Annotated in this window: 18 protein-coding genes; 11 read left to right on the top strand and 7 right to left on the bottom strand. The window is 47.6% G+C overall.

Features of this window, described 5'->3' with window-relative positions:
• Positions 1–13: 13 nt before the first annotated feature.
• The gene (locus BC792_RS02225) at positions 14–1,366 is read right to left on the bottom strand and encodes a TolC family protein (protein WP_148907357.1); all 1,353 of its coding nucleotides are present in this window, start codon (positions 1,364–1,366) and stop codon (positions 14–16) included.
• A gap of 31 nt (positions 1,367–1,397) precedes the next feature.
• Between BC792_RS02225 and BC792_RS02220 the strand changes: the two genes are divergently transcribed.
• On the top strand, positions 1,398–2,033 hold the full coding sequence (locus BC792_RS02220) for a polysaccharide deacetylase family protein (RefSeq protein WP_317131702.1): 636 nt from the start codon (positions 1,398–1,400) through the stop codon (positions 2,031–2,033).
• A 13-nt stretch (positions 2,034–2,046) separates the two neighbouring features.
• Here BC792_RS02220 and BC792_RS02215 read toward each other — a convergent pair whose 3' ends face one another.
• Genes BC792_RS02215 through BC792_RS02200 form a run of 4 tightly spaced genes read right to left on the bottom strand, consistent with a single transcriptional unit; the run spans position 2,047 to position 6,933 of the window.
• Positions 2,047–2,844, bottom strand: a complete 798-nt coding sequence (locus BC792_RS02215; RefSeq protein ID WP_170249930.1) for a DUF4249 domain-containing protein — start codon at positions 2,842–2,844, stop codon at positions 2,047–2,049.
• A 55-nt stretch (positions 2,845–2,899) separates the two neighbouring features.
• Positions 2,900–5,215 carry a TonB-dependent receptor gene (locus tag BC792_RS02210; protein WP_148907355.1) on the bottom strand — a complete coding sequence of 772 codons (2,316 nt, stop codon included), beginning with the start codon at positions 5,213–5,215 and terminating at the stop codon, positions 2,900–2,902.
• 5 nt (positions 5,216–5,220) lie between these two features.
• Positions 5,221–6,033 carry an alpha/beta hydrolase gene (locus BC792_RS02205; protein WP_148907354.1) on the bottom strand — a complete coding sequence of 271 codons (813 nt, stop codon included), beginning with the start codon at positions 6,031–6,033 and terminating at the stop codon, positions 5,221–5,223.
• A 21-nt stretch (positions 6,034–6,054) separates the two neighbouring features.
• Positions 6,055–6,933, bottom strand: a complete 879-nt coding sequence (locus BC792_RS02200; protein ID WP_148907353.1) for a hypothetical protein — start codon at positions 6,931–6,933, stop codon at positions 6,055–6,057.
• Between the two features lie 59 nt (positions 6,934–6,992).
• On the opposite strand from BC792_RS02200, the gene BC792_RS02195 reads away from it, so the two are divergent.
• The 7 genes from BC792_RS02195 (at position 6,993) to BC792_RS02165 (ending at position 13,568) form a co-directional block, all read left to right on the top strand.
• Positions 6,993–7,361: a hypothetical protein gene (locus tag BC792_RS02195; RefSeq protein WP_148907352.1), complete on the top strand. Its 369-nt coding sequence runs from the start codon at positions 6,993–6,995 to the stop codon at positions 7,359–7,361.
• A 322-nt stretch (positions 7,362–7,683) separates the two neighbouring features.
• Complete coding sequence (locus tag BC792_RS02190; RefSeq protein WP_148907351.1) at positions 7,684–8,613, top strand: hypothetical protein; 930 nt, start codon at positions 7,684–7,686, stop codon at positions 8,611–8,613.
• A gap of 4 nt (positions 8,614–8,617) precedes the next feature.
• Complete coding sequence (locus BC792_RS02185) at positions 8,618–10,606, top strand: TonB-dependent receptor plug domain-containing protein (protein ID WP_148907350.1); 1,989 nt, start codon at positions 8,618–8,620, stop codon at positions 10,604–10,606.
• A 21-nt stretch (positions 10,607–10,627) separates the two neighbouring features.
• Complete coding sequence (locus tag BC792_RS02180) at positions 10,628–11,011, top strand: hypothetical protein (RefSeq protein ID WP_148907349.1); 384 nt, start codon at positions 10,628–10,630, stop codon at positions 11,009–11,011.
• Positions 11,012–11,089: 78 nt separating this feature from the next.
• Positions 11,090–11,989: an MbnP family protein gene (locus BC792_RS02175; RefSeq protein WP_148907348.1), complete on the top strand. Its 900-nt coding sequence runs from the start codon at positions 11,090–11,092 to the stop codon at positions 11,987–11,989.
• A gap of 151 nt (positions 11,990–12,140) precedes the next feature.
• Positions 12,141–13,160: a cytochrome-c peroxidase gene (locus BC792_RS02170; protein WP_148907347.1), complete on the top strand. Its 1,020-nt coding sequence runs from the start codon at positions 12,141–12,143 to the stop codon at positions 13,158–13,160.
• 198 nt (positions 13,161–13,358) lie between these two features.
• Positions 13,359–13,568, top strand: a complete 210-nt coding sequence (locus BC792_RS02165) for a hypothetical protein (protein ID WP_148907346.1) — start codon at positions 13,359–13,361, stop codon at positions 13,566–13,568.
• Positions 13,569–13,603: 35 nt separating this feature from the next.
• Here the strand turns inward: BC792_RS02165 and BC792_RS02160 are convergent, their stop codons facing one another.
• Complete coding sequence (locus tag BC792_RS02160) at positions 13,604–14,239, bottom strand: hypothetical protein (protein ID WP_148907345.1); 636 nt, start codon at positions 14,237–14,239, stop codon at positions 13,604–13,606.
• Between the two features lie 48 nt (positions 14,240–14,287).
• The gene (locus BC792_RS02155) at positions 14,288–17,209 is read right to left on the bottom strand and encodes an FAD-binding and (Fe-S)-binding domain-containing protein (RefSeq protein WP_317131701.1); all 2,922 of its coding nucleotides are present in this window, start codon (positions 17,207–17,209) and stop codon (positions 14,288–14,290) included.
• 236 nt (positions 17,210–17,445) lie between these two features.
• Between BC792_RS02155 and BC792_RS02150 the strand changes: the two genes are divergently transcribed.
• The 3 genes from BC792_RS02150 to BC792_RS02140 all read left to right on the top strand — a co-directional run bounded on the left by BC792_RS02150 (position 17,446) and on the right by BC792_RS02140 (position 20,588).
• A complete protein-coding gene (locus BC792_RS02150; protein ID WP_148907344.1) occupies positions 17,446–17,931 on the top strand; it encodes an Lrp/AsnC family transcriptional regulator in 486 nt (161 codons plus the stop codon).
• Between the two features lie 212 nt (positions 17,932–18,143).
• Positions 18,144–19,265 (top strand): EamA family transporter, encoded by a 1,122-nt coding sequence (locus BC792_RS02145; protein WP_148907343.1) that lies wholly within the window; start codon positions 18,144–18,146, stop codon positions 19,263–19,265.
• 624 nt (positions 19,266–19,889) lie between these two features.
• Entirely contained in the window at positions 19,890–20,588 is a 699-nt protein-coding gene (locus BC792_RS02140) for a DUF4397 domain-containing protein (RefSeq protein WP_148907342.1), read from the top strand.
• Positions 20,589–20,704 lie beyond the last annotated feature (116 nt).

The following is a 20,704-nucleotide window of genomic DNA, read 5'->3' as shown; positions in this document are numbered from 1 at the left end:
GAATTATATTTTATTAGAATGTAATAGGATTGCCAATGTAATAGTCGATTACTTTCCCCCGAAATACCATTTCATATTTTCTTCGGATCATCTCGAATTCCGCTTTGTTCATATTCGTCTGGGCGGTAAACATCTCTATAGAGTTCGCCATGCCGACATCATAACGTTCCTTGATCGTTTCATAGGCCACGCGCGATGTATTGAACGCCACCTGCGAAGCGAAGTATTGCTTGTTTGCCGACCTTAGATCAAGGATTGCCTGTGCTATGGTCTTCTCTAAATTACGCCGGGCGATGGCCTCGTCATTTTCTGCCTGCAGATAATTTATTTTTGCTTTGTTTACCGCTACCTTCGTTTGGTTGTTATTGAAAATCGGCACTTCCAGCCCCACCGTTCCCCGAAAAGACCTGTTTTCGTTAAACTGATCCAAGAAGTCCAATCTTGCCCTCGTTACTGGATCAAACGCCTGCGAGGAATAGTTTGTACCGTAACCTACGGATAAACTGATAGTTGGAAAAAATGCACCTCTGGCGATGTCGATATTTTTCAGAGCCAGGCTCTTGATGTACGTTGCCTGTTCGATGACGGGCTGTGTGGCCAACGCTTTATTGAAAACGTCGTCAAAGGAAGTGATCGCATACTCGGCCATAACTTCTGCAATATTCGGTTTAACCAGCGTAAATACGGTATCGGGGGACATTTCCATCAACTGCTTGAGGTTAAGCAGCGAGAGCTGATACGCATTTTCAGACGTCATAATATTAAGTTCGTCGGTAGCGACCTGATTTTCCGCCTGAGCAAGGTCGGCAACCGTTTTATTGCCCACCGAAAACTGAATGCTATCCTGACGCAGCTGCTCCCTCGATAGCTTAACCTGCTGCATAGCCGCTTCATAGAGCTCCCCATTGGTAATAGCCTCCAGATAGTTGGTGACGACCGACAGCGTAAGATCATTTTTTATTTTGTCCACCTCTGTAGCGTCGATAGATAGCTGTATCTTGTTTGCTTTAATCTGGTTTATCCTCTGAAATCCCTGAAATATAGCGACGCTAGATGAAAGTTGTGCCCCCGCGTTACTCGTCCAATCGTTTCCGCGGATTAACTGCCCCGATGTCTGGTCGAACGTCAATCCATAGTTGTAGGAGTTGCTGGCGCCAAACGACAAATTCGGATATAACTCCGATTTCGACTGATAAAGATCCTGCTCGGTCAGCTGATAGCCAAATTGTGCCTGTCTAATTTGCAGATTACGCTCCAGCGTGGTCTTAATGGCATTTTCCAACGTAATCTGCGCGTAACATCCCGGCATCTGCATACCAAGTAAAACCATTAAACAAAATATACAGGAAGATATTTTTCTTATCATTTCGTAATTTAAGTATAAATGATTCCTAAATTTGAGACAAAAAATTGATATTATCAACATGTATTTTGTGAACGCTCCTTTTTTTTTACGCTGGTGCTATCCCGAAGTGGTGTTCAATAAGTCTAGAACAGAAAAAAAAGTATACCTTACGTTCGACGATGGCCCTATACCGGAGATCACCCCATTCGTTCTGGATACGTTGGCCTATTACGATGTAAAAGCAACATTCTTCTGTGTCGGGGACAACATCCGAAAAAACCCTTCAATTTTCGAACGTATCCTAGCAGATGGACATCAGGTAGGCAATCATACGTATCATCACCTGCGCGGTTGGGATACGGGGGACGCTACCTATCTGAAGGATATCCAAGCGTGCCAGGAGCTTACAAAAACAGACCTATTCCGCCCGCCATACGCCCGGGCTAAAAAGTCCCAGCTGAAGGAAATTTCGAAACACTACCGCATCATCTTCTGGGACGTACTATCGGGCGATTTTGATTTAAATCTTACACCCGAAAAATGCTTTCGAAACGTTGTACGGTACAGTCGCAACGGCTCTATCATCGTATTCCACGATAACGTAAAAGCTATGCCCCGCCTATCGTATGCACTGCCCAGAGCGATTGCTTATCTACAAGAGCGGGGTTATACTTTTTCCCTGCTGTAACGGGATCAAGACGTTAATCCCCTATGTCGCGGGCTTCAATACGCATCGCGAATTCCTTCGCCGAAGCGACGGAGAAATACCCTAGCGCATCGTTCGATATATTTGACGTCGGATTCCCAGGCGCCGCCGTTCCGGGATTGGTACTCTGGTATTCACTCCAATACTGATAAACACTCCGATCGACGCAGTACCGCCGCACGGTGATATTGTCTCCGACCATCAGGTCGGTTTCCAGGTCAGAAATCTGGTGTGTCACATATAGCCCGTCGTTAAACTTGTCGTTCAGGGCCGAAGCAAAACGAAACGTTCCGCCATTTATGGACAGCTCGTATAGGTAATAATTGGGCATGTCTGCCGGATCGTTAAACTTAAAAGTAGCGAAGTAATAAGGATCTCCGAAGATTGTTTCTTCCAGCACCCCAATGGAATCGACCTCTACGTATTGGGGCATTCGGCACACCGACTCATATCGCTCTTGGCCCACGTTGACCTGCAGAAAATAGCTTCTCCCAACCATTGGCCTAAAAGTATGATGTACATAATATCCGTTATCCTCATATTGAAAGAGAAAGCTTCCTCCTCGGTCATCCCGGACAACCACCGTCGCACCCGCCAGCGGCCTGGAGTTGAAGGGCTCATTAAATGCCACCGACGCCGACACACGTACGCGCTGTACATCTCCAAGGTCCGACAGCTGCGCCTCAATGACGACGCGGGGATCCCCTTCGTTTAAGTCAATATCAATCAGCTCCTCGCAGGAGGACAATAAAAACAGAGAACCGATCCATAGTAGAAACAATCGAACGTTCATATGTAAATAATTGTTCATTTGTACTTGTGTGCAGGCAATCATGGACATTTCTTTATCAAAATTTGAAGTTCCAGGTAACAGACGGAATAGCACCAAAGAGCGCAATTTTATATGCCTCTGTTATGTTGGGATTGCTACTATTCTCCCGGAAGTCTATAATATATGCGTTTTTTCTGTTATAGGCATTAAATACGCCGAAAGTCCAGCTTGAGTGGAAGCGTTTGTTTCTTCTGCCGGGTTCATATGTCGCCGACAGATCCAGACGATGGTAATCGGGCATGCGGTAGCCGTTTCTCTCGGTGTAGTAAAGCATCGATCGCCCTCCCACCTCGTACTTGCCACTGGGAAACGTCACAGCGTTGCCCGTGTTGAATACAAACGTAGCCCCCAAAGTCCACTTCTTCGAAAGCTCATACATGCCCACCACAGATACATCGTGTGTACGGTCCTGACGAGCTCTAAACCATTGTCCGCCATCGATACCGTCAAACTTCCGCTCACTTTTGGACAAAGTATAACTTACCCAGCCGTTTAAGCGGCCACTGCTCTTTCGCAGGTACCATTCCAGCCCATAAGCCCGTCCTATCCCGAAAAGAAGCTCTCCTTCTAAGTACCTGTTTGCCTGCAGGTCCGCTCCGTTCCGGAAGTCGATCTGATTGCCCATATGCTTATAATAGGCTTCCACCGAAAACTCATACTTATTGTTCTTGAAGTTTCTAAAATAACCGAGGGCAACCTGATCGGCCGTTTGCGGCTTGATATTAATGCTGCTGACGACATATTGATCTGTCGGCAAACTTGAAGTTGTGTTGGTGAGCTGATGCAGGTTTTGCGCAATCCTGTTATAGGAGGCCTTTAAACTACTTTCTTCGTTTATGAGGAAGCTGGCCGAGAACCGCGGCTCTATGTTTAGATAATGTTTGACGATCGCTGTTCCATAATATCGCTCCGCAATCGGTTCCCCGTCACTATCAAAGCTGTAAAAGGTGCCAGGGCCCATAACCGCAAAATCGTTCAGACGCACGCCATAAATCAGAGATAGGTTGTCCCAAGGTTTCCATTCATGGGACATGTACGCGGCCAGTTCGAGGCCCTGTCGGCTATCCATGTCGATTGAATTGACTGCGGTATTCTCGCCCGCTGTAAGGCTCGCCGGATGAATGGACTGGCGCAAGATGTTTATCCCGAAGCGGAATGTATTGTCGGTATTGGCATAATACGAGAAGTCCTGCTTCAGGTTCCAGTTGCGTATTTTTGATGCAATCTTAAAGTCGCTATTATCGCTGGATACCTGTACATGGTAGGTAAAATCACTATATATCAACGAGGTGTTGCTAAACAGTTTATCATTCAAAAGATGGTTCCAACGAACTGTTGCCGTCGCGTTTCCCCAGTCGAAGCTAAAAAGATCTGAATACCCAAGGTCATCCTTTCCGAAATAGCCGGACAGATATAGGGTATTTTTGTCATCAAATTTATAGTTTGCCTTAGCATTAAGATCATAGAAATATAATTTACTCCTATTGATATCGGGGTCTTTAGACAACTTCAAAAACATGTCTGCATATGTACGGCGTCCACTTAACATGAACGAACCTTTATCCTTCACGATAGGAGCCTCCACTTTGAGTCTGGATGCTATCAAACCTACGCCGCCTTCTGCGGCGAATCGCTTTTTATTGCCGTCCATCATGGAGATGTCCAATACGGATGAAATACGTCCTCCGAACTGCGCGGGCACCCCTCCTTTGTAGAGCTGCACATCCTTTATCGCGTCCGAATTAAAGGTAGAGAAGAAACCAAGCAGATGGGATGCATTGTATACGGTAGCTTCGTCCAGCAGAATCAGATTCTGGTCGCCCCCGCCTCCCCGGACATAGAAATTTGATGACCCTTCTCCCCCGCTCTGTATACCGGGCAGCAGCTGGATTGTTTTTAATAGATCTTTCTCTCCAAAAATTACCGGCACGTTTTTAATTTCTTCCATACTGAAGTTAAAGGCACCCATCTGCGGATCGCGAACATGATGATCGCCACGCCGTGCCGACACAACAACTTCATCGATCTGGTTGTCCAATGGCGTCAGCTCGACATCCAGACGTTGGTTTGCTGTAAGCCGGACTGCCTTCGCCGCTGTCTGATACCCCACGTAGCTGATAAGTACCTGATGCTCGCCTGCCGGCATTGAAAGGGAATAAAAACCGTAGGCATTCGTGCTTGTGGCCGTCTCTCCATTCTGCAAAGACACCACGGCTCCTATTAACGTTTCGCCTGAGGTGGCGTCTCTGACAACACCATTCAGGACAACCTGCTGCCCCATGACCGTACCGGAAAACAGAAGAGTCATGAAAATCAAAAAAAAATTGTTCATTACTGTTATTTCGTCGCCTCCGTACGCTGAAAACATTGATTGAAGAAGGCCATCTGAAAGTCGATAGACCGCGACCAGTAGTTCCAGTCGTGTTTTCCCGGCATGGTTAAATAGTGATGAGGTATATTATGATAGGTAAGCTGTTCATGCAGCCGGTTATTTACGTCGAAGAAAAAATCGTCCGTTCCACAGTCAATAAACAGCTGGAGGTTTCCGGGCTGTATCAGATGGATCAGCCCCATCACCGTATGTTCATTCCAGGCGTTGGGATGGTCATGATAACTTCCAATGCGCTGCTTTATGTTCCAGTTATTCGGAAACGGACGGATATCCACACCTCCGGAGGTACTCCCCGCGAAGGCAAAAAGATCCTGATGGCGAAAAGCCAGATACAACGCCCCATGCCCGCCCATACTGAGTCCTGTAATTCCGCGGTTAAACCGGTCGCTGCCTACGCCGTAACTCCTTTCAATATAGGGCAGAAGCTCCCGTGTGATAAAAGTCTCGTACTGATAGTCTGCCTGTTCGGTATCCCAATACCAGCTATCATAACCACCATCCGGACAGACAACCATAAAACCGTAGGCATCGACAAGGTCGGCGAGCCGGGGCGCGCGTCTTACCCAGTCGCTGTATTTGCCCGAATAGCCATGCAATAAGTAGAGGACATGGGTAGCCTTCGTATGTTCGGGCGAAATAACGACAGCTTTAATTTCCTTGTTCATACGTGCACTGGGTACATCGACCGTATCCACCCTGGCTGCGTGAGCCGTTTTTAAACAGATGACGATAGCGAAAAACGAAAGAAGTTTCTTCATAAAATCAAAATGTATCCATCTTTAATCTAATGGGACTATTTTATATCGATAAAGATAAGCATCTAATCCTAATGGGCGTTCACTTATCGTATAAAAAACGGAATTCTGCCGTCCGAAGCATATAGCCTCGCCCTGGGGCTCCGGATGATAAGGTAACACTACGGGCTGTTGGCCCAGCAAATCGAGCAGAGGCTGTCCCGTACGCCTCTGCCAGAAAAATACCTGCGTTAGGTTTTTTATCAACAGTCCCGCGCCGTCGGCACTCATGTCGGCGGCGGTCACAAACGTCATCGGCAGATCACACGCTCTTCGCAAGATAAGGAAATCCCCGTCGGTGAGTGATGAGAGCTCTATGGGGTATAATCCGGCCCGAAAATCGCGTTTGGAAACGAGATATAAGCGCCGGTCCATTGGATCGGCAAATAGCGCCTCCGCATCGCGGGGCCTATCTTCGTAACGCATGGTTACTTTCCGGATTTGCTGTGCTGGGATCTCAACAATCTCCTTTCCCGCCTCACAGTGCGGCTCTTCAAATATGTAAAGATAAATATGCTGGCGAACGCCCCGATTGTCGCCTATATCCCCCAACACCAAAAATGTCCGCCCCTGCTCCCGGAACATGGTTATATCTTCTGTATCCACGATATGCACACCTTCGAGGTAATAAACCGCCTTTAACCGGGCGTTAGCATCGACCAAAAAGATGCGCGCACTATCGCCACTGTCATTATGAACCCAAAACAACGTCGAATCAAACGAGGCTCCAATAATCCCCGACAGCTCACTAAGCCGGCTGTCTTTTAGCTTCCCGATGGCTGTCCTATCGACATGATAGCGTTGAGAAAAAAGAGTTGCGGCCCATGCCAGCATGAAGATAATAAACAAAAGCCTGCTAACCATACGACGAATTTAACGGAATTATAAAAGTTTTATGTAAGTTTGTCAAAAAAAGTTTCCGATTGAGAAGTATCTGCACATATATGCTATTGGTCGCCTTGACACTGCACTCGTTCTATCGCAGTATCATGACCTTGGAATATCAGATACATCTGCCCGACTACATTGCAAAATGTATTAACAAGGACAAACCTCAGCTGCACTGCGACGGCCAGTGTGTGTTGATGAAAAAGATAAAAGAAAAAGAGAAAGAGGAAACCAAAAAGAGTCTTGCGGCATACGAATATAGTGCCCACTATATACACAAAGAAAAGACCTTTTTTACGAGTTCCCTTCCCCATATGGATATAATGAAAGAACCTTTGTCGCCGTATCTGGCCGACTACCGGTTTAACTACCACACCGCTATATTCCGCCCCCCTATCGTTTAAGTACCTCCAGTAGCATTAGCTAGTCTAAGTTATCCGCTCTGCACTTGCGCAAAGCAGCACGGATCTGCCTTGGCATGATTCCCACCTGCTTTCCATCCGACTGCTCGACGATAATAAACTACTCGACTGCTACGGGATTCCATCTACTTTCGTCCGATACAGGTATTCTGCGACGGTCTCCGAATACAACATGCGCAATGGACCGCCTAAAACGCGATTACAGGCATGTACAGTCGACTGTGCGCAAACCTTGCTTAGCGATGGAAGCTGGTGAATACAGTGTCGTTGGACAATATTTACATATCAACACAAGAATAAACAGATGAACAATATATTTTCTTTCTTCACGGCGCTGTTTTGCTTCACCGTGTTGTCTTGTACAAAGGAAAAAACCGACTATCAAGCGGAGACGGATCCGGCCGTTATCGAGCATCATGAATTTAAAGAAGCTTATTCAATCCACAGCGGAGGGTACAGAATCAGTATTGAGGCGCTGAACGGAATGTTCTACAAGGGCTATAACGAACTCCGTCTGAAAATTATGGACAGCCGGACCAACCAGGAGGCAGACGTGTCGGCGGTTACATTTCTTCCGATCGTGGCCCATGCAGACGGCCGAAACGCCTCCTGTCCCCACCTTTATGACCTGCTGCGCCGGAACGGCGAAAATCATTTTTCCGGATACGCAGTGTTCACGGAGGAAAGCGACAATGACACCAAATGGGAACTTTATATTGGATTCACCGCCAACGGCCAGTCGTATGGCATCACGCAAGAGGTAGCCGTCCATGAACAGGCTAACAAAAACAGGAACATGACGACATTCACAGGGAAGGACGGCCAGCAGTATTTCATCGCATTAATAGCACCCCAGAGGCCGAAAGTCGGCGAAAACGAACTGGTAGCTGGCATCTACAGATACGACAGACCGGGCAATTCACCCTCCGGTAGCTTTCCCGATCCCACACAATATTCCTACACAGCAGTGAACGGCTTCACGTTGCAACTGGATCCACGGATGCCTGAGCCGTCTATGGGCAATCATTCGTCTCCAAACAACAATGATCTAACACAAGAGGACGACGGTCTGTATCACGGCATCGTCAACTACACCATGACCGGAAACTGGACCCTTAATTTCATTCTGCTGAACCACCAAGGTCAAATATTAAAGGGCACGGTAGTTCCGGACGATTTTACCCCCGGTGTGGAAGGCGTGAAAAGCGAACTACATATCGACATTTTATTCTAGGACAATGAAGACGAGATACACAGCGCTATTGCTTTCATTGATCGGCCTGAACGCAAGTGCGCAGCATAACCGGGCTCAGCGCGATAGCACTAAGGTCATTGATGAAATAAGCATAACGGCCCAGGCCAAACGTAAAATCCAGACGGATATGAAAATGGCCGTTTCGGTAGATGAATTTCTGGCGTCAGCAGACAATATCAGCTTTATAAAACGGGGCGCGTACGCCTGGGAACCGCTGCTGAACAACATGAGTATGGAACGCTCCACCGTGACAATCGATGGCATGCACATTTTCGGAGCCTGCACCGACAAGATGGATCCTGTGACCTCATATGTGGAAAGCAACAATCTGACTGCCGTCGACATCACATCAGGACAAGAGGGCAATATGCATGGTGCGACGGTAGCCGGTAGCATCGACCTCAAAAGAAAAAGCACGCCATTCGGTCTGGACAGGAAGTGGAACGGCGCCTACCAAACAGGTTTCGAAGGCAACAACAGGCAGTTTTTCAACCTTGGCAATTTAGCCTACTCCAGCGATAAATTCGTCGCAGACGGAAGCATTTCGTTCCGTAAGGCAGGAAACTATCACGACGGGAATAGCAACGAAGTAAACCACTCACAGTATAGCAAATTGAATACCTCTTTAGGATTGGCGTACAAAACAGGGGCGCTCTCATCAGTAAGGGTTGACGCTATCTACGATAAAGCAAACGACGTCGGTTTTCCTGCTCTTCCGATGGATCTATGGCTATCACGCGCAATAATCACGTCGGCAGCGTACAAACAGCTCTTTGAGGACGGCCTCTTAAAAGTTTTGGATACCAAGTTGTATTTCAATGCCATCGAACACTATATGGATGATACTAAACGTCCGGAAAACTTAGTCCATATGGATATGCCGGGGTGGAGCACCACCTATGGCCTGGTGTCGCGGGCCAACCTGAAGCGGGGAGCATACAGCGCTGAAATCCAACTGAATCTTTACAACAACCTGTCCATTGCCGAGATGACGATGTATCCTCAGGACCGAAGCAAAAAAACGATGTTTGCTTATAGCTGGCCTTGGGTCACGGCCCGTTTTGCCGGACTTTCCGTGAACAACACATGGAACATTTCCGACATCAGCCGTCTAAACATTGGCGGTTCCCTAGGCTGGAATTACAATCATTCAAAATACGTGGAGTTCAATTGGATTTTTCACCCTGGAACGCCACAGGAAAAGAATAGAGCATTGCCAAGCCTCCATGCGAGTTATCAGCTGAACTTCCGACAGCTTGATTTGTCTGTCGGAACGGGCTATGGACATCGGGCTCCGTCGGTGTCAGAAGGGTATGGATATTACATCTATAACAGCTTCGACCGCTATGACTATATAGGAAATCCAGATCTGGAAAACGAGATTTCCTATGAAGTTAACGCCAGTGCAGGATTTAAAGGCGAGCGGATAGCTGTAGAGGCTAAGGCCAACTATTTTCACATCGAAAACTATATCGTGGGGCGCATCCTTAGCCTGGGGAGCCCAATGAACTATCAGTCTGTCGGTGTAAAAGGCTACACGTCGCTACAGTATGCGAGGCTTTTTAACATGGCATTAAATGCCAGCTATGATATTTTGCAGCACCTGCATTGGAAAGGCACCATCACCTACGCCAGAGCTACGGACAACAAAAACGGAAATTTACCTTTCATCCGGCCGTTAAGCTATCAGAGCTCGCTTCATTTTATGCACCGCAACATCGGAATCCGGACATCGGTAAACGGCGACTTTGCGCAGGACAACTACAGTCCTGAATATGGTGAAGATCACACTCCGGCTTATATAGTATGGAATATTGCTGCAGACTACACGTTCAAGATCGGACATTACCGGGCGGCGTTACAGGTTGGCGCCGAAAATCTGTTCAACGAATATTACAGCACCTATGCCGATTGGGGAAACATACCCCGTATGGGGCGCAATGTTTTCAGTTCGCTGAAGTTTAATTTTTAGAAAATGAAGCCGGCTCTTTGTATGTTGATGATTGTTTTGTCCTTGTCCGCCGGCTTTCAGCAGGCTGCCATTGTCCTGCACTTCCGACAGCATCAAGCCGCTATAGAGCAGCAGTTTTGCATCAACAAAAACAACCCGGCACTTGGCTGTCACGGAACCTGCCACCTGAAGAAGCAATTGGAGAAAACGGGAAATACCGATCCGGGCTCCGCACCAATCTATCAGCGGCTGGACATGCTGGCAATTTCCGTCGTAGCGTTTGCCCCCCAAAACAAGGTAACAGAGATTCCCGACAGGCGCCCGCTATATAGAGATAGCTACTATACGGAACCCCTTCGGGAGGTTTCTGTACCTCCGCCGATAGCGTGGCCGGCACTTACACCCACTACGGCGTTTACCGTATAACCGACCAATTCCACTCCTGCGAGAAAGAGTTTCAGCACAGCAAAAATAACAACAGATTAAATCAAATATAAGAGACATATGAAAACACGATTAATATACTTCTTACCGTCCATCGTTTCACTGATACTGGCATCTTGCGGCAAGGACAACGATCCTGTCGCCAATAACATCACATTACACTTCAACAACACGTTTAAAAATACGACTATTGTTCTTGGAGGCGCCGCCTCTGCGACAGCCACCGTAAACACGTCGGCCAAAGGACAGATTCATCACTTTTCAGAGCTGAAATATGTCATAAGCAACATCCGTCTGGTGAAGGTTGAAGGCGGCGAGATTCCTTATAACATTAACGACCTGGACAAAGGCGCCACGGTCGTAAACCAGTCGAAACCGCAGACGCTGGATTATGTGCTCAGTAATATCCCTGCTGGAGAATACAAGCAGATAAAATTTGGTTTGGGAGTCAGAGCCGATCTGAACACGTTGGATCAGGTACGATTTCCTATATTTTATACAGAAGCGGGGGCTAACGATACGAAGATGATGTGGGAATGGGGGGCCGGATACCGCTTTACGAAGATCGAAGGCTTCTATGATGTCGACCATAAACAGATGTCGATCCACACGGGAAGCACGGTGGTAGGGACGAACGGCGACCCCGACAGCTATACACAGGGGGTCGACGCTTACAGAGATATTACCCTGTCGTTTCCGAGCCATGCCGTCGTCGGAAAAAACAGTCCACGCATTACGATCAATGCCGATTTCGACAAACTGCTCAGCGGGAAGTCGCACACGCTCTCGCTGAAATCGGGAAACGATCCGAATCAGCATGAAGATCCTAATGCAACGTATAACGACGCTACGCCGAATACACATACGGCTGTCCAGATGTTGCGATTCGTAGACAACCTCGGCGGCAACGGGTCGAGCGATATCAGCGGGATGTTCTCCGTCACCGATGTCGAAAACTAACATAGTGGAACCACGTATCGGTACGATACGTGGTTCCATAGCAGTATCATGGTTAAGGGCGCACGAAGAGGAATCTAACGACCCACGGGACCACCCTCGTCGCGGATTTCTCTTCGAAGCAGCCCCCTATCACATCGTAAAATCGACTTGTATGAAAAGGCTACTCTTTATTGTTTCCATTTTATTATTCCTCTCCTGCACCGGGGAGGATACGCTTGCGCCGGTACCTCACGACAACCCCGAGATTGCCTTACGGATACCGGATAGCTTTCCGCCGCTGAACAGTTTCGTGGACAGGAACCGCCCCACGAAGTATGGAGTGGAACTAGGAGAAAAGCTATTCCATGAGAAAAAATTCAGCGGCAATAATACCATTTCCTGCGCGAGTTGCCACCGGCAATCCAATGCATTTGCCGACAATGAGGTTCGGGCCAAAGGAATCTACGGGAGGGTCGGGCTACGGAATACGCCTCCCATCCAAAATATGGCTTTCATGAAATTCTACAACTGGGACGGGAATATCCTACAGTTAGAAAAGCAGCCCCTTGTTCCCATCATCACGCACGAAGAAATGAATTCTTCCATTCTGGAGGTCATTGGAAAGATAAAAACAGAACAGGAATACCTCGTGTTGTTCAGAAAGGCATTTGGCGATGAGGAGATCACCCCCGATAGAATATATCGAAGTCTGGCCCAATATCAGTATACACTGATCTCTGCCAACAGCAAATACGACAAGGTAAAACGAAAAGAGGGTACAGCATTTTCGGAAAGTGAAGCGCGGGGCTATCGCGCCTTCAAAGCAAAATGTGCAGGCTGCCATAACACAGCGCTGTTCACCGACCAAAGCTTTAGAAACGTCGGCTTTCCAGCCAATCCCAGCTCCGAGGAGGCCGGCCGGGCACGGGTGACGGGTCTACGGGAAGACCTTATGCGTTTCCGCGTTCCTTCACTGCGGAATGCCGAATATACCGCCCCCTACGGAAGCTTTGGGCAATTCCCGACGCTAAAAGCCGTGTTAGATTATTTTGATGAGGGCGTTGTCTATGCCGACAATCTGGATCCTATTTTGAAGGAAAACGGGAACAGAATACCGATGAGTGAACAGGAAAAATTGGATATCATCGATTTTATCAGAACGTTAAGTGACGAAGCCTTCGTGGGTAGGTGATGCGGCGTCTGGAGCAGTGCCCCGATTTTCTCTCCGCCCATGAACTAACTAGCGTCAGCAAAGAAAAATGGCGGGCCTGCCTTATACACGCCCGCCGAATAAATATGTTCATTCACCGACAGAAATATGTCCCTCACCTACATCCTATTTCAGCTCCCTGTTGCCGCTCCTACCTTTACCACTACAAACTGAGAGAGCATGTATAAATTTATTATCTCCTTCTTTACAACGCTCGCTTTTTCTATCGGCGACGCATTTGTTGACATGAATTTTCCTCCATTCCGGGAAACAGAAAAAGACGTTTTTTCCTTACAGGCATCCGCCCCTTTCGTCGGGTCCCGCGAAGGCACCGCCAGCCGGCTCCGCGACAGCGTGGCCGCCCCTACCGGGAAATATGTCCAACCCTGAGCAGCCCCCATCACGCATCTGAAAAACCGTCCCTCTTATTCCCCTTCAAATGCGGAGACGATGCGTTCGTAATGTGTCGTGTCCTTCGCCCGCAGTTCGAAAAGACGCTTATATAAATCGAGCACCGCAAAAACCTCAGCCTCGGAGCCTGCAGCGTTGTCCAGGAATAATTTAAACGTATACGTGCCGTTATTTCCGAGATCAACTTCCTTCCTGTTGGAAGAGAAAACAAGGGGCAGTATGGTATCGTCTGTCATACTTCTCTGCGCAGGGATTTTATAAAGCGCCCCCAGGGCGTGGACAAAATTATCCGATTCCGCACCCAGCGATCTGAATTTTATAGCTCCGGGTGTAAAGCCACCTTCGTTATCCGGATTGCCGTCGGCCAATAAGCCCGCGGGAATACTTTTAATGACTTCAATCTCCAAACCTATCGTATCCTGACCGTGTAACGACTTCCCGGTATATACCACCGACGAATCTGTCTCGTGCGATTCCACTAACGTTAGATACACAGACGGGTTATCCACATCGGGGTTCACCACATACTGTCCGATTTGCCGTTGGCCGCCCTGCGCACCTTTGCCTTTGTCCGATGCATTTCCACATCCATAGAGCGTGCAGCATCCTAAAAAAGCAAATAAAACAGTGGGGTAAAGTATCCTTTTCATAATTAATAGTTTTTATTGAAGAATAACAAACGATAGCAAACAATTGTTTTAAAGCGCCAAAGCACTGTACAAAATTTCTACAGGGTGGAAGGATCGTCTTTTTGCTCCATCCTTAATCTGATGTCGGCATGACGTGCCTGCGGCAGCAATCAATGTCTCCTCCTCCGTGTTTCGGACCGCAGGTAACAATACCAGTTCGGCGACCTTCATGGACACATCATAGTGTTCCTTTTCATAACCGAACGAGCCGGCCATACCGCAACAGCCCGACGGGATCACCTCGACCTCATAGTTTTGCGGAAAGGACAGCACCCGTTCAGTATAACCAACAAGGTGAAACGCCTTCTGATAACAATGCCCGTGGAGCTTGATCTTTTTCGCGTTGGCGGTAAACTGTTCCTGATGGATCCGCCCGGCTTCTATTTCACGTACCAAAAATTCGTCGATCATCAACGCGTTTGCAGCAAGCCGTGTCGCTGCGGCTCTATTAGATGGATCGACCAGATCAATATATTCATCGCGGAAAGTGATAATCGCCGAGGGCTCAATGCCCAGTAGGGGCGTCTCTTCTGTCACCACATTCTTAAGCAGGTTAACGTTTTTGTTAGCGATTTCCCGTGCTTCCTTCAGGAAACCTTTTGATAGGTAGGTCCTACCACTTTCCACATGCTTCGGCACCACGACTTCATAGCCCAATGCCGTAAGCAGTTTATAGGCAGTTACTCCGATCGGCGTATCATTGTATTCGGTAAACTCGTCGCTAAACAGGTATACTCTGCGCCCGCCGGCATTGCGTTTCTGCCTGCTTACCCATCGCGACAACGTGGTGAAGCTCACTGTTGGCAACGATCTTTTTGGCGCAAAGCCGACCACAGCTTTGACCATGTCTGCCAACAACGGCGTCTTCACAACCATATTGTACAGCGGCGCGACATACGACCCCAGCTGCTGGCTTTTCGTGAAGTTGGCGATGACAGAGGAGCGGAAAGAGGCGCCATGTATATCATAGTACTGCTGTAAGAATTCCGCCTTCATTTTTGCCACATCCACGCTCGAGGGGCATTCGCTTTTGCAGGCTTTACAGCTTAGACATAAATCCATCACCTCCTTTATTTCTTCATGGTCGAACTTGTTTTTCCTTGTTGAATTTGTTAAAAACTGTCTCAACATGTTCGCGCGCGCGCGGGTCGTATCTTTTTCGTCGCGGGTCGCCATGAACGACGGACACATCGTCCCTCCCGTAATCTCGGTTTTACGACAATCACCTGATCCCGAGCACTTTTCTGCCAACCGCAGAATACTTTCCTCCTTAGTAAAGTCAAAATATGTCTTCACAGCATTGCCGTCGGCCACCTGATCGTAACGGAGCGATGTATCCATTGGAGGCGTGTCGACAATCTTATTAGCATTAAAAACCCCTTTGGGATCGAAGATACTTTTGGTCTGCTTTAACAGGTCGTACACACGTTCCCCAAGCACCTTGCCGATGAATTCTCCACGCAGCCTTCCGTCGCCGTGTTCTCCGCTAAGGGAACCGTTGTATTTTAAGATCAGGTCCGTCGTCCGCTCAAGTATTGTCCTGAACTTCCGTCGGCCTTCCCTATCTTTTAAGTTGATAAACGGTTCTATATGTAGTTCGCCGGCACCGGCGTGTGCATAATACGACGCATGCACCTGTTCTTCCGCCAGTAGCTGCTGTACCTCGCGGACGTATGCCGGCAGATCCTCAGGCGATACGGCACAGTCTTCTATTAAATTCACCGGCTGCTCGTCCCCCGGCAAATTACGGATCAGTCCTAGCCCTGCCTTACGGACATCCCACACGAGGTTCGTCCGCCCGGCCCCCACAACAAAAGGATAAGCATACCCCAGTCCTCTCGAAAGGAGATCGCTTTTCAGCGCTTCCGCTTTTTGAAATAGTTCCGCCTCGCTGTCTGCCCGAAACTCAATAATAAGTAAAGCGGCCGGGTCGCCCTCAATAAAAAAACGGTTGTATTGGTAAGTGGGGTGCCCCTTGGTAAAGTCGAGTATATACTTATCTACCAATTCCGATGCTTCGGGACGGTGCGAGAGAGCAACTACGTTTCCCTCCATGCATTCTACCATATCGGCAAAATGCACACACACCACCCCGACCTCTTTTGGAGGAAGTGCCATCAGTTTTAGCTTGGCTTCTGTTACCAGGCCTAGGGTACCTTCCGAACCCGCCAACAGGTGACAGAGATTAAACGGCGACGCCGTGTCCACAAGAAAGTCCAAAGCGTATCCTGTGTTTCTCCGCGTGAGGGTCTTCTTTGGGTAACCGGATTCGATGGCAGCAATATGATCTTTATCCGTCAGCAATGCATTAAGCTTCCGGTAAATTTCGCCCTCACGGGATGTCAGTGTTAGTTTGGCAAACAGCCGCTGTTCGTCGAGTGGCTCGAAGATAGCCTCGGAAGCATCATCAAGTAACACGGTGGCTTCGAGCAGGTTTTGACGGGTATCCCCCCAGACAATGGAATGTAGACCTGAGGAATTGTTTCCGATCATTCCACCAATCATGGCGCGGCTCGCTGTTGATGTTTCCGGACCGAACATCAAACCAAAAGGCTTCAGATAGCTGTTCAGATCGTCGCGTATGACGCCCGGCTCAACACGAACCCATTTCTGTTCTACGTTCAACTCTATTATACGGTTAAAATACCGCGATACGTCAACAATAATACCGGAGCCGACCACCTGTCCTGCAAGCGACGTCCCCGCCGTCCTCGGTATCAGCGTCACCCCTTCCGTCCCGGCAAAGTTGATGAGATGTAGCAAATCTGCTTTTCCTTTCGGTATGGCTACCGCCAATGGTATTTCCTGGTACACGGAAGCGTCCGTTGCATACGCCATCCGCATCGTCTGATGCTTCGGGTTGTCCGGCAGGAAAAACAGGTCTCCAGAGAGTAGAGATGAAAGTTGACTTAATTTCGCTCTTATTTGCACTTTTTTGGTATTTTTATGATAACAAAACTAATTAATTCGCGTATGATTCGCTAGTGTTTTATTCTTTTTACCCAAGTTTGTTTCCAAAAACGCAAAAACACGCACCCTTTAACAAGATAGTCGATAAAGCGACTAAACGTCTATAGTAAAGAGAGACCAACATACTTTAGAATAAAATTCTATTTTTAGCAGTTAGTTTTGAATATAATTCAGAATATACCTATATTTGCAGCACTATGGCAAAATTTGAATACAACCTTGATCATATCGACTATCAAATATTGCGCATTATGCAGGAAAATGCGCGCACGAACAACGCGGACATCGCCAGGGAACTAGGCATGGCGCCATCCGCCATATTGGAGCGTGTCAAGAAATTGGAGCAGAAAGAGGTCATCCTGCAATACAACGCTAAAATAAATCCGAACGCTTTGGATCAGAAACTGTTGTCTTTCATCTTCATCAAAGCGCAAGATATTATCGGCGTGCAGAAGGTAGGTTTCATGCTGGCGGAAATACCCGAAGTCCAAGAGGTTCACGACATCGCTGGAGACGACGGTTATTTAATCAAAGTACGGACAAATGACGCGGCCGGACTTGTCGACCTCATGCGTAACACATTAGGAAAAATTGAAGGCATTATATCCACACGAACGACAATCGTATTAGAGACGGTTAAAGAAGAACAGAAGCTCGTTATACCAACAAAAAAAACATCTTAACGCATACATAAATATATAGATCCATTTGTACGCCACGCATAAATAGGTCATTGGTATGGCTATGCCAGACGTCCGCCTATGAAGCGCGATTGCACCGGCGGTGGTTGCCGGGAAGATGGACCAAGAACGTGACATTAATCACATTTGCGTAGAACCGTATTAATTGGAAGGCTCACACCCGGAAAGAAAAACACGTATACTCGAAAAGGACTATGACAACACAGCGAACCGATTCCCCCGCCCTTATTAGGATCGTATTGGCCTACCTTGTGGTATACATTGTCTGGGGCTCTACCTTTTTCTTTATTGAGAAAGCGTTAAGGAGCTTTAGTCCCTTTGTATTGGGGTCTATCCGCTTCTTTATTGCCGGCACCATATTGATGAGCTATTGCTGGCTAAGGGGGTATAAACTCTTCCTAAAGCCCGCAGTCAAAGATGCCCTGCTTATCGGCTTCCTGTTGCTGTTTGTGGACATGGCAGCGATTATCTGGTCAGAGCAGTACATTTCCAGCGCCATTGTAACCATCCTATCCTCGGCAACAGCTATCTGGTTTGTTGTTTTTGATAAACCGAAATGGAAAGAAAATTTTTCAAGCCTGCCTATCGTCATGGGACTCCTTTTTGGATTTGTAGGTGTATTTATGTTATTTGCCGAACAGCTTTTTACCCCGGACAACAGCCACAGCAATAAAGACATGAAGCTGATCGCCATGGTCGTACTCATCCTCGGTACGATCGGCTGGACGATCGGATCGCTGATTTCGAAGTATAGCAAAGAAAAGAGACGCAACGAGGGACAGAAAGACAGTAACGATCTCCATGTCATGGTTAAAACAGCCTGGCAGATGGTGTCGGCTGGCGTTTCTTTCACGGTTGTAGCCTTGGTCAGCGGCGAATATGCGCGGTTTGATTTGAACGCTGTCCACCCCGTAGACTGGGGAGCGATGGCCTACCTCGCGACAATGGGTTCTATACTGGCTTTCGGTAGCTACATCTGGCTGCTTCAACACCGCCCGGCAACAGAGGTCAGCTCTTACGCGTATATTAACCCGATCGTCGCACTGATACTGGCACACTATTTCACAAGCCATCAGGTAACAGCTTTACAAATCGCAGGTTTGGTAGTTGTGCTGTCGAGCGTCATGCTGATGAACTGGAACCTATACCGCGATAATAAAAAATTCAAGATTTTGAAGCGGGCTAAACGGATAAAGAAGCTACGCGATATGGCTCCAAAAAGCAGCATTCCCCGTATCGTCGAGATATCCAACTTTAACAGCAAGCACGAAAAGAAAAATAAAAAGGGAGAACGCGTCGGGGACGATCACGAATAGGAAGCATTCCAAAAAGCCTGACGCCACCGTCGTAGGTTTTCTTCGCGTCGTTAATCCTATCTATAGAAACACATACGTTATATGATTCGATCCGGATGGGCAGATAAAGCGTTTCTCGCGATTAGGGATACATAACCTGCGATTAGAGACTTATAATCAGGGGTAGAACGCAGCTTGCCCCGTCTAACACGCTAACGTGATCTCACGATACAAAAAACGCTTTACACCTTTACGTCTTCACGACTTTTGGGTGTCTTTTGCTACCGTGTGAGCAGTCTCCACTTTACCTCCGTCTCACTCATCTGCTGCGTCTTACCTTCCCCTGGGGTCACAAATTTCCGATCCGTCAAGAATTCCGGAAGTTTTTGTCTTGTTCCCTGTAGCAATCGGCAAGCCCATCTCGTATTATTCCCAAAAACAATGATGCATGAAACCAGCATATGTTACCACGCAAAAGGAGAAAAACATAGACTCCCGAATACCATTGACGGCCAACGGTTGCATACGTGGGGTGAAACCAACTCATGAATGCAATTGGAAATAGACACAATATGAATAACCGAACGTAGTGAGCTCATGAATGCAATTGGAAAATAAACACAATATGAATAAACAATTAATCAGATGAAAAAGATATCGATACAGCTATTAGGAACCCTTCTTTTCAGTCTCGTATTTTTCGCAGGTTGCTTAAAAGACGAGGATAGAGTTCCAGTACCGGCAGGATTTATGACCTTTGTAAACGCCTTTACCAGTCCGGAAGGCCTTTACTATCAGATTGACGGAAGGACCTTAAATGCGGGCTATGCACCCATCATGTTCAGGGGATATTCTACAGCATCTTTATACGTAGGAAACCGCAACCTGCGGGCAATGTCGGCCAGCCAAAACAAAACTATCGTCGATTCTACAATCACAGTAAGGGATAGTACGGCCTACTCTTCATTTGTCTACGGTACACCCGCCCAACCCAAGTTTGCGATGACACAGGATAAGGTCATTGACAACCTGGGCGATAAAACGGCCTTCCGTTTCTTTAATCTTGCAAACGGTGTTTCGGAAGTCAGCCTTTTCATCGGAGACAGCTCCACCCCCGCTTTTGCTGACAGACCAGTAGAAACCGGAGCGTCCGCCGTGCAACATCAAACCTTCGTGGCCAAAGAAAGCGGAAGTTTCAGGCTCGAAGTCAGGGATGCAGATGGCAACAAGATTGCCGAACGCGACAGCTACAACTTTACCAGAGGTTATTATTACAGCATCCTGTTGATCGGAACAAAAGAGGATAACAGTATGCCCCTATACATTGGTGTAATACCACACTAACTATAGGACAGTCCATAATTTATCTTTATAACAATCCGGAAAGGGGAGGCTAAATGATTCATTTCGCTCGCCCCTTTTCTTTTTCTCCATCCCTCTGTCCAACTTCTGATTACTAA

The organism is Sphingobacterium allocomposti, from assembly GCF_008124885.1.
In the GTDB taxonomy this organism is placed as follows: Bacteria; Bacteroidota; Bacteroidia; order Sphingobacteriales; family Sphingobacteriaceae; genus Sphingobacterium; species Sphingobacterium allocomposti.
This window is presented reverse-complemented; position numbering and strand designations above follow the sequence as displayed.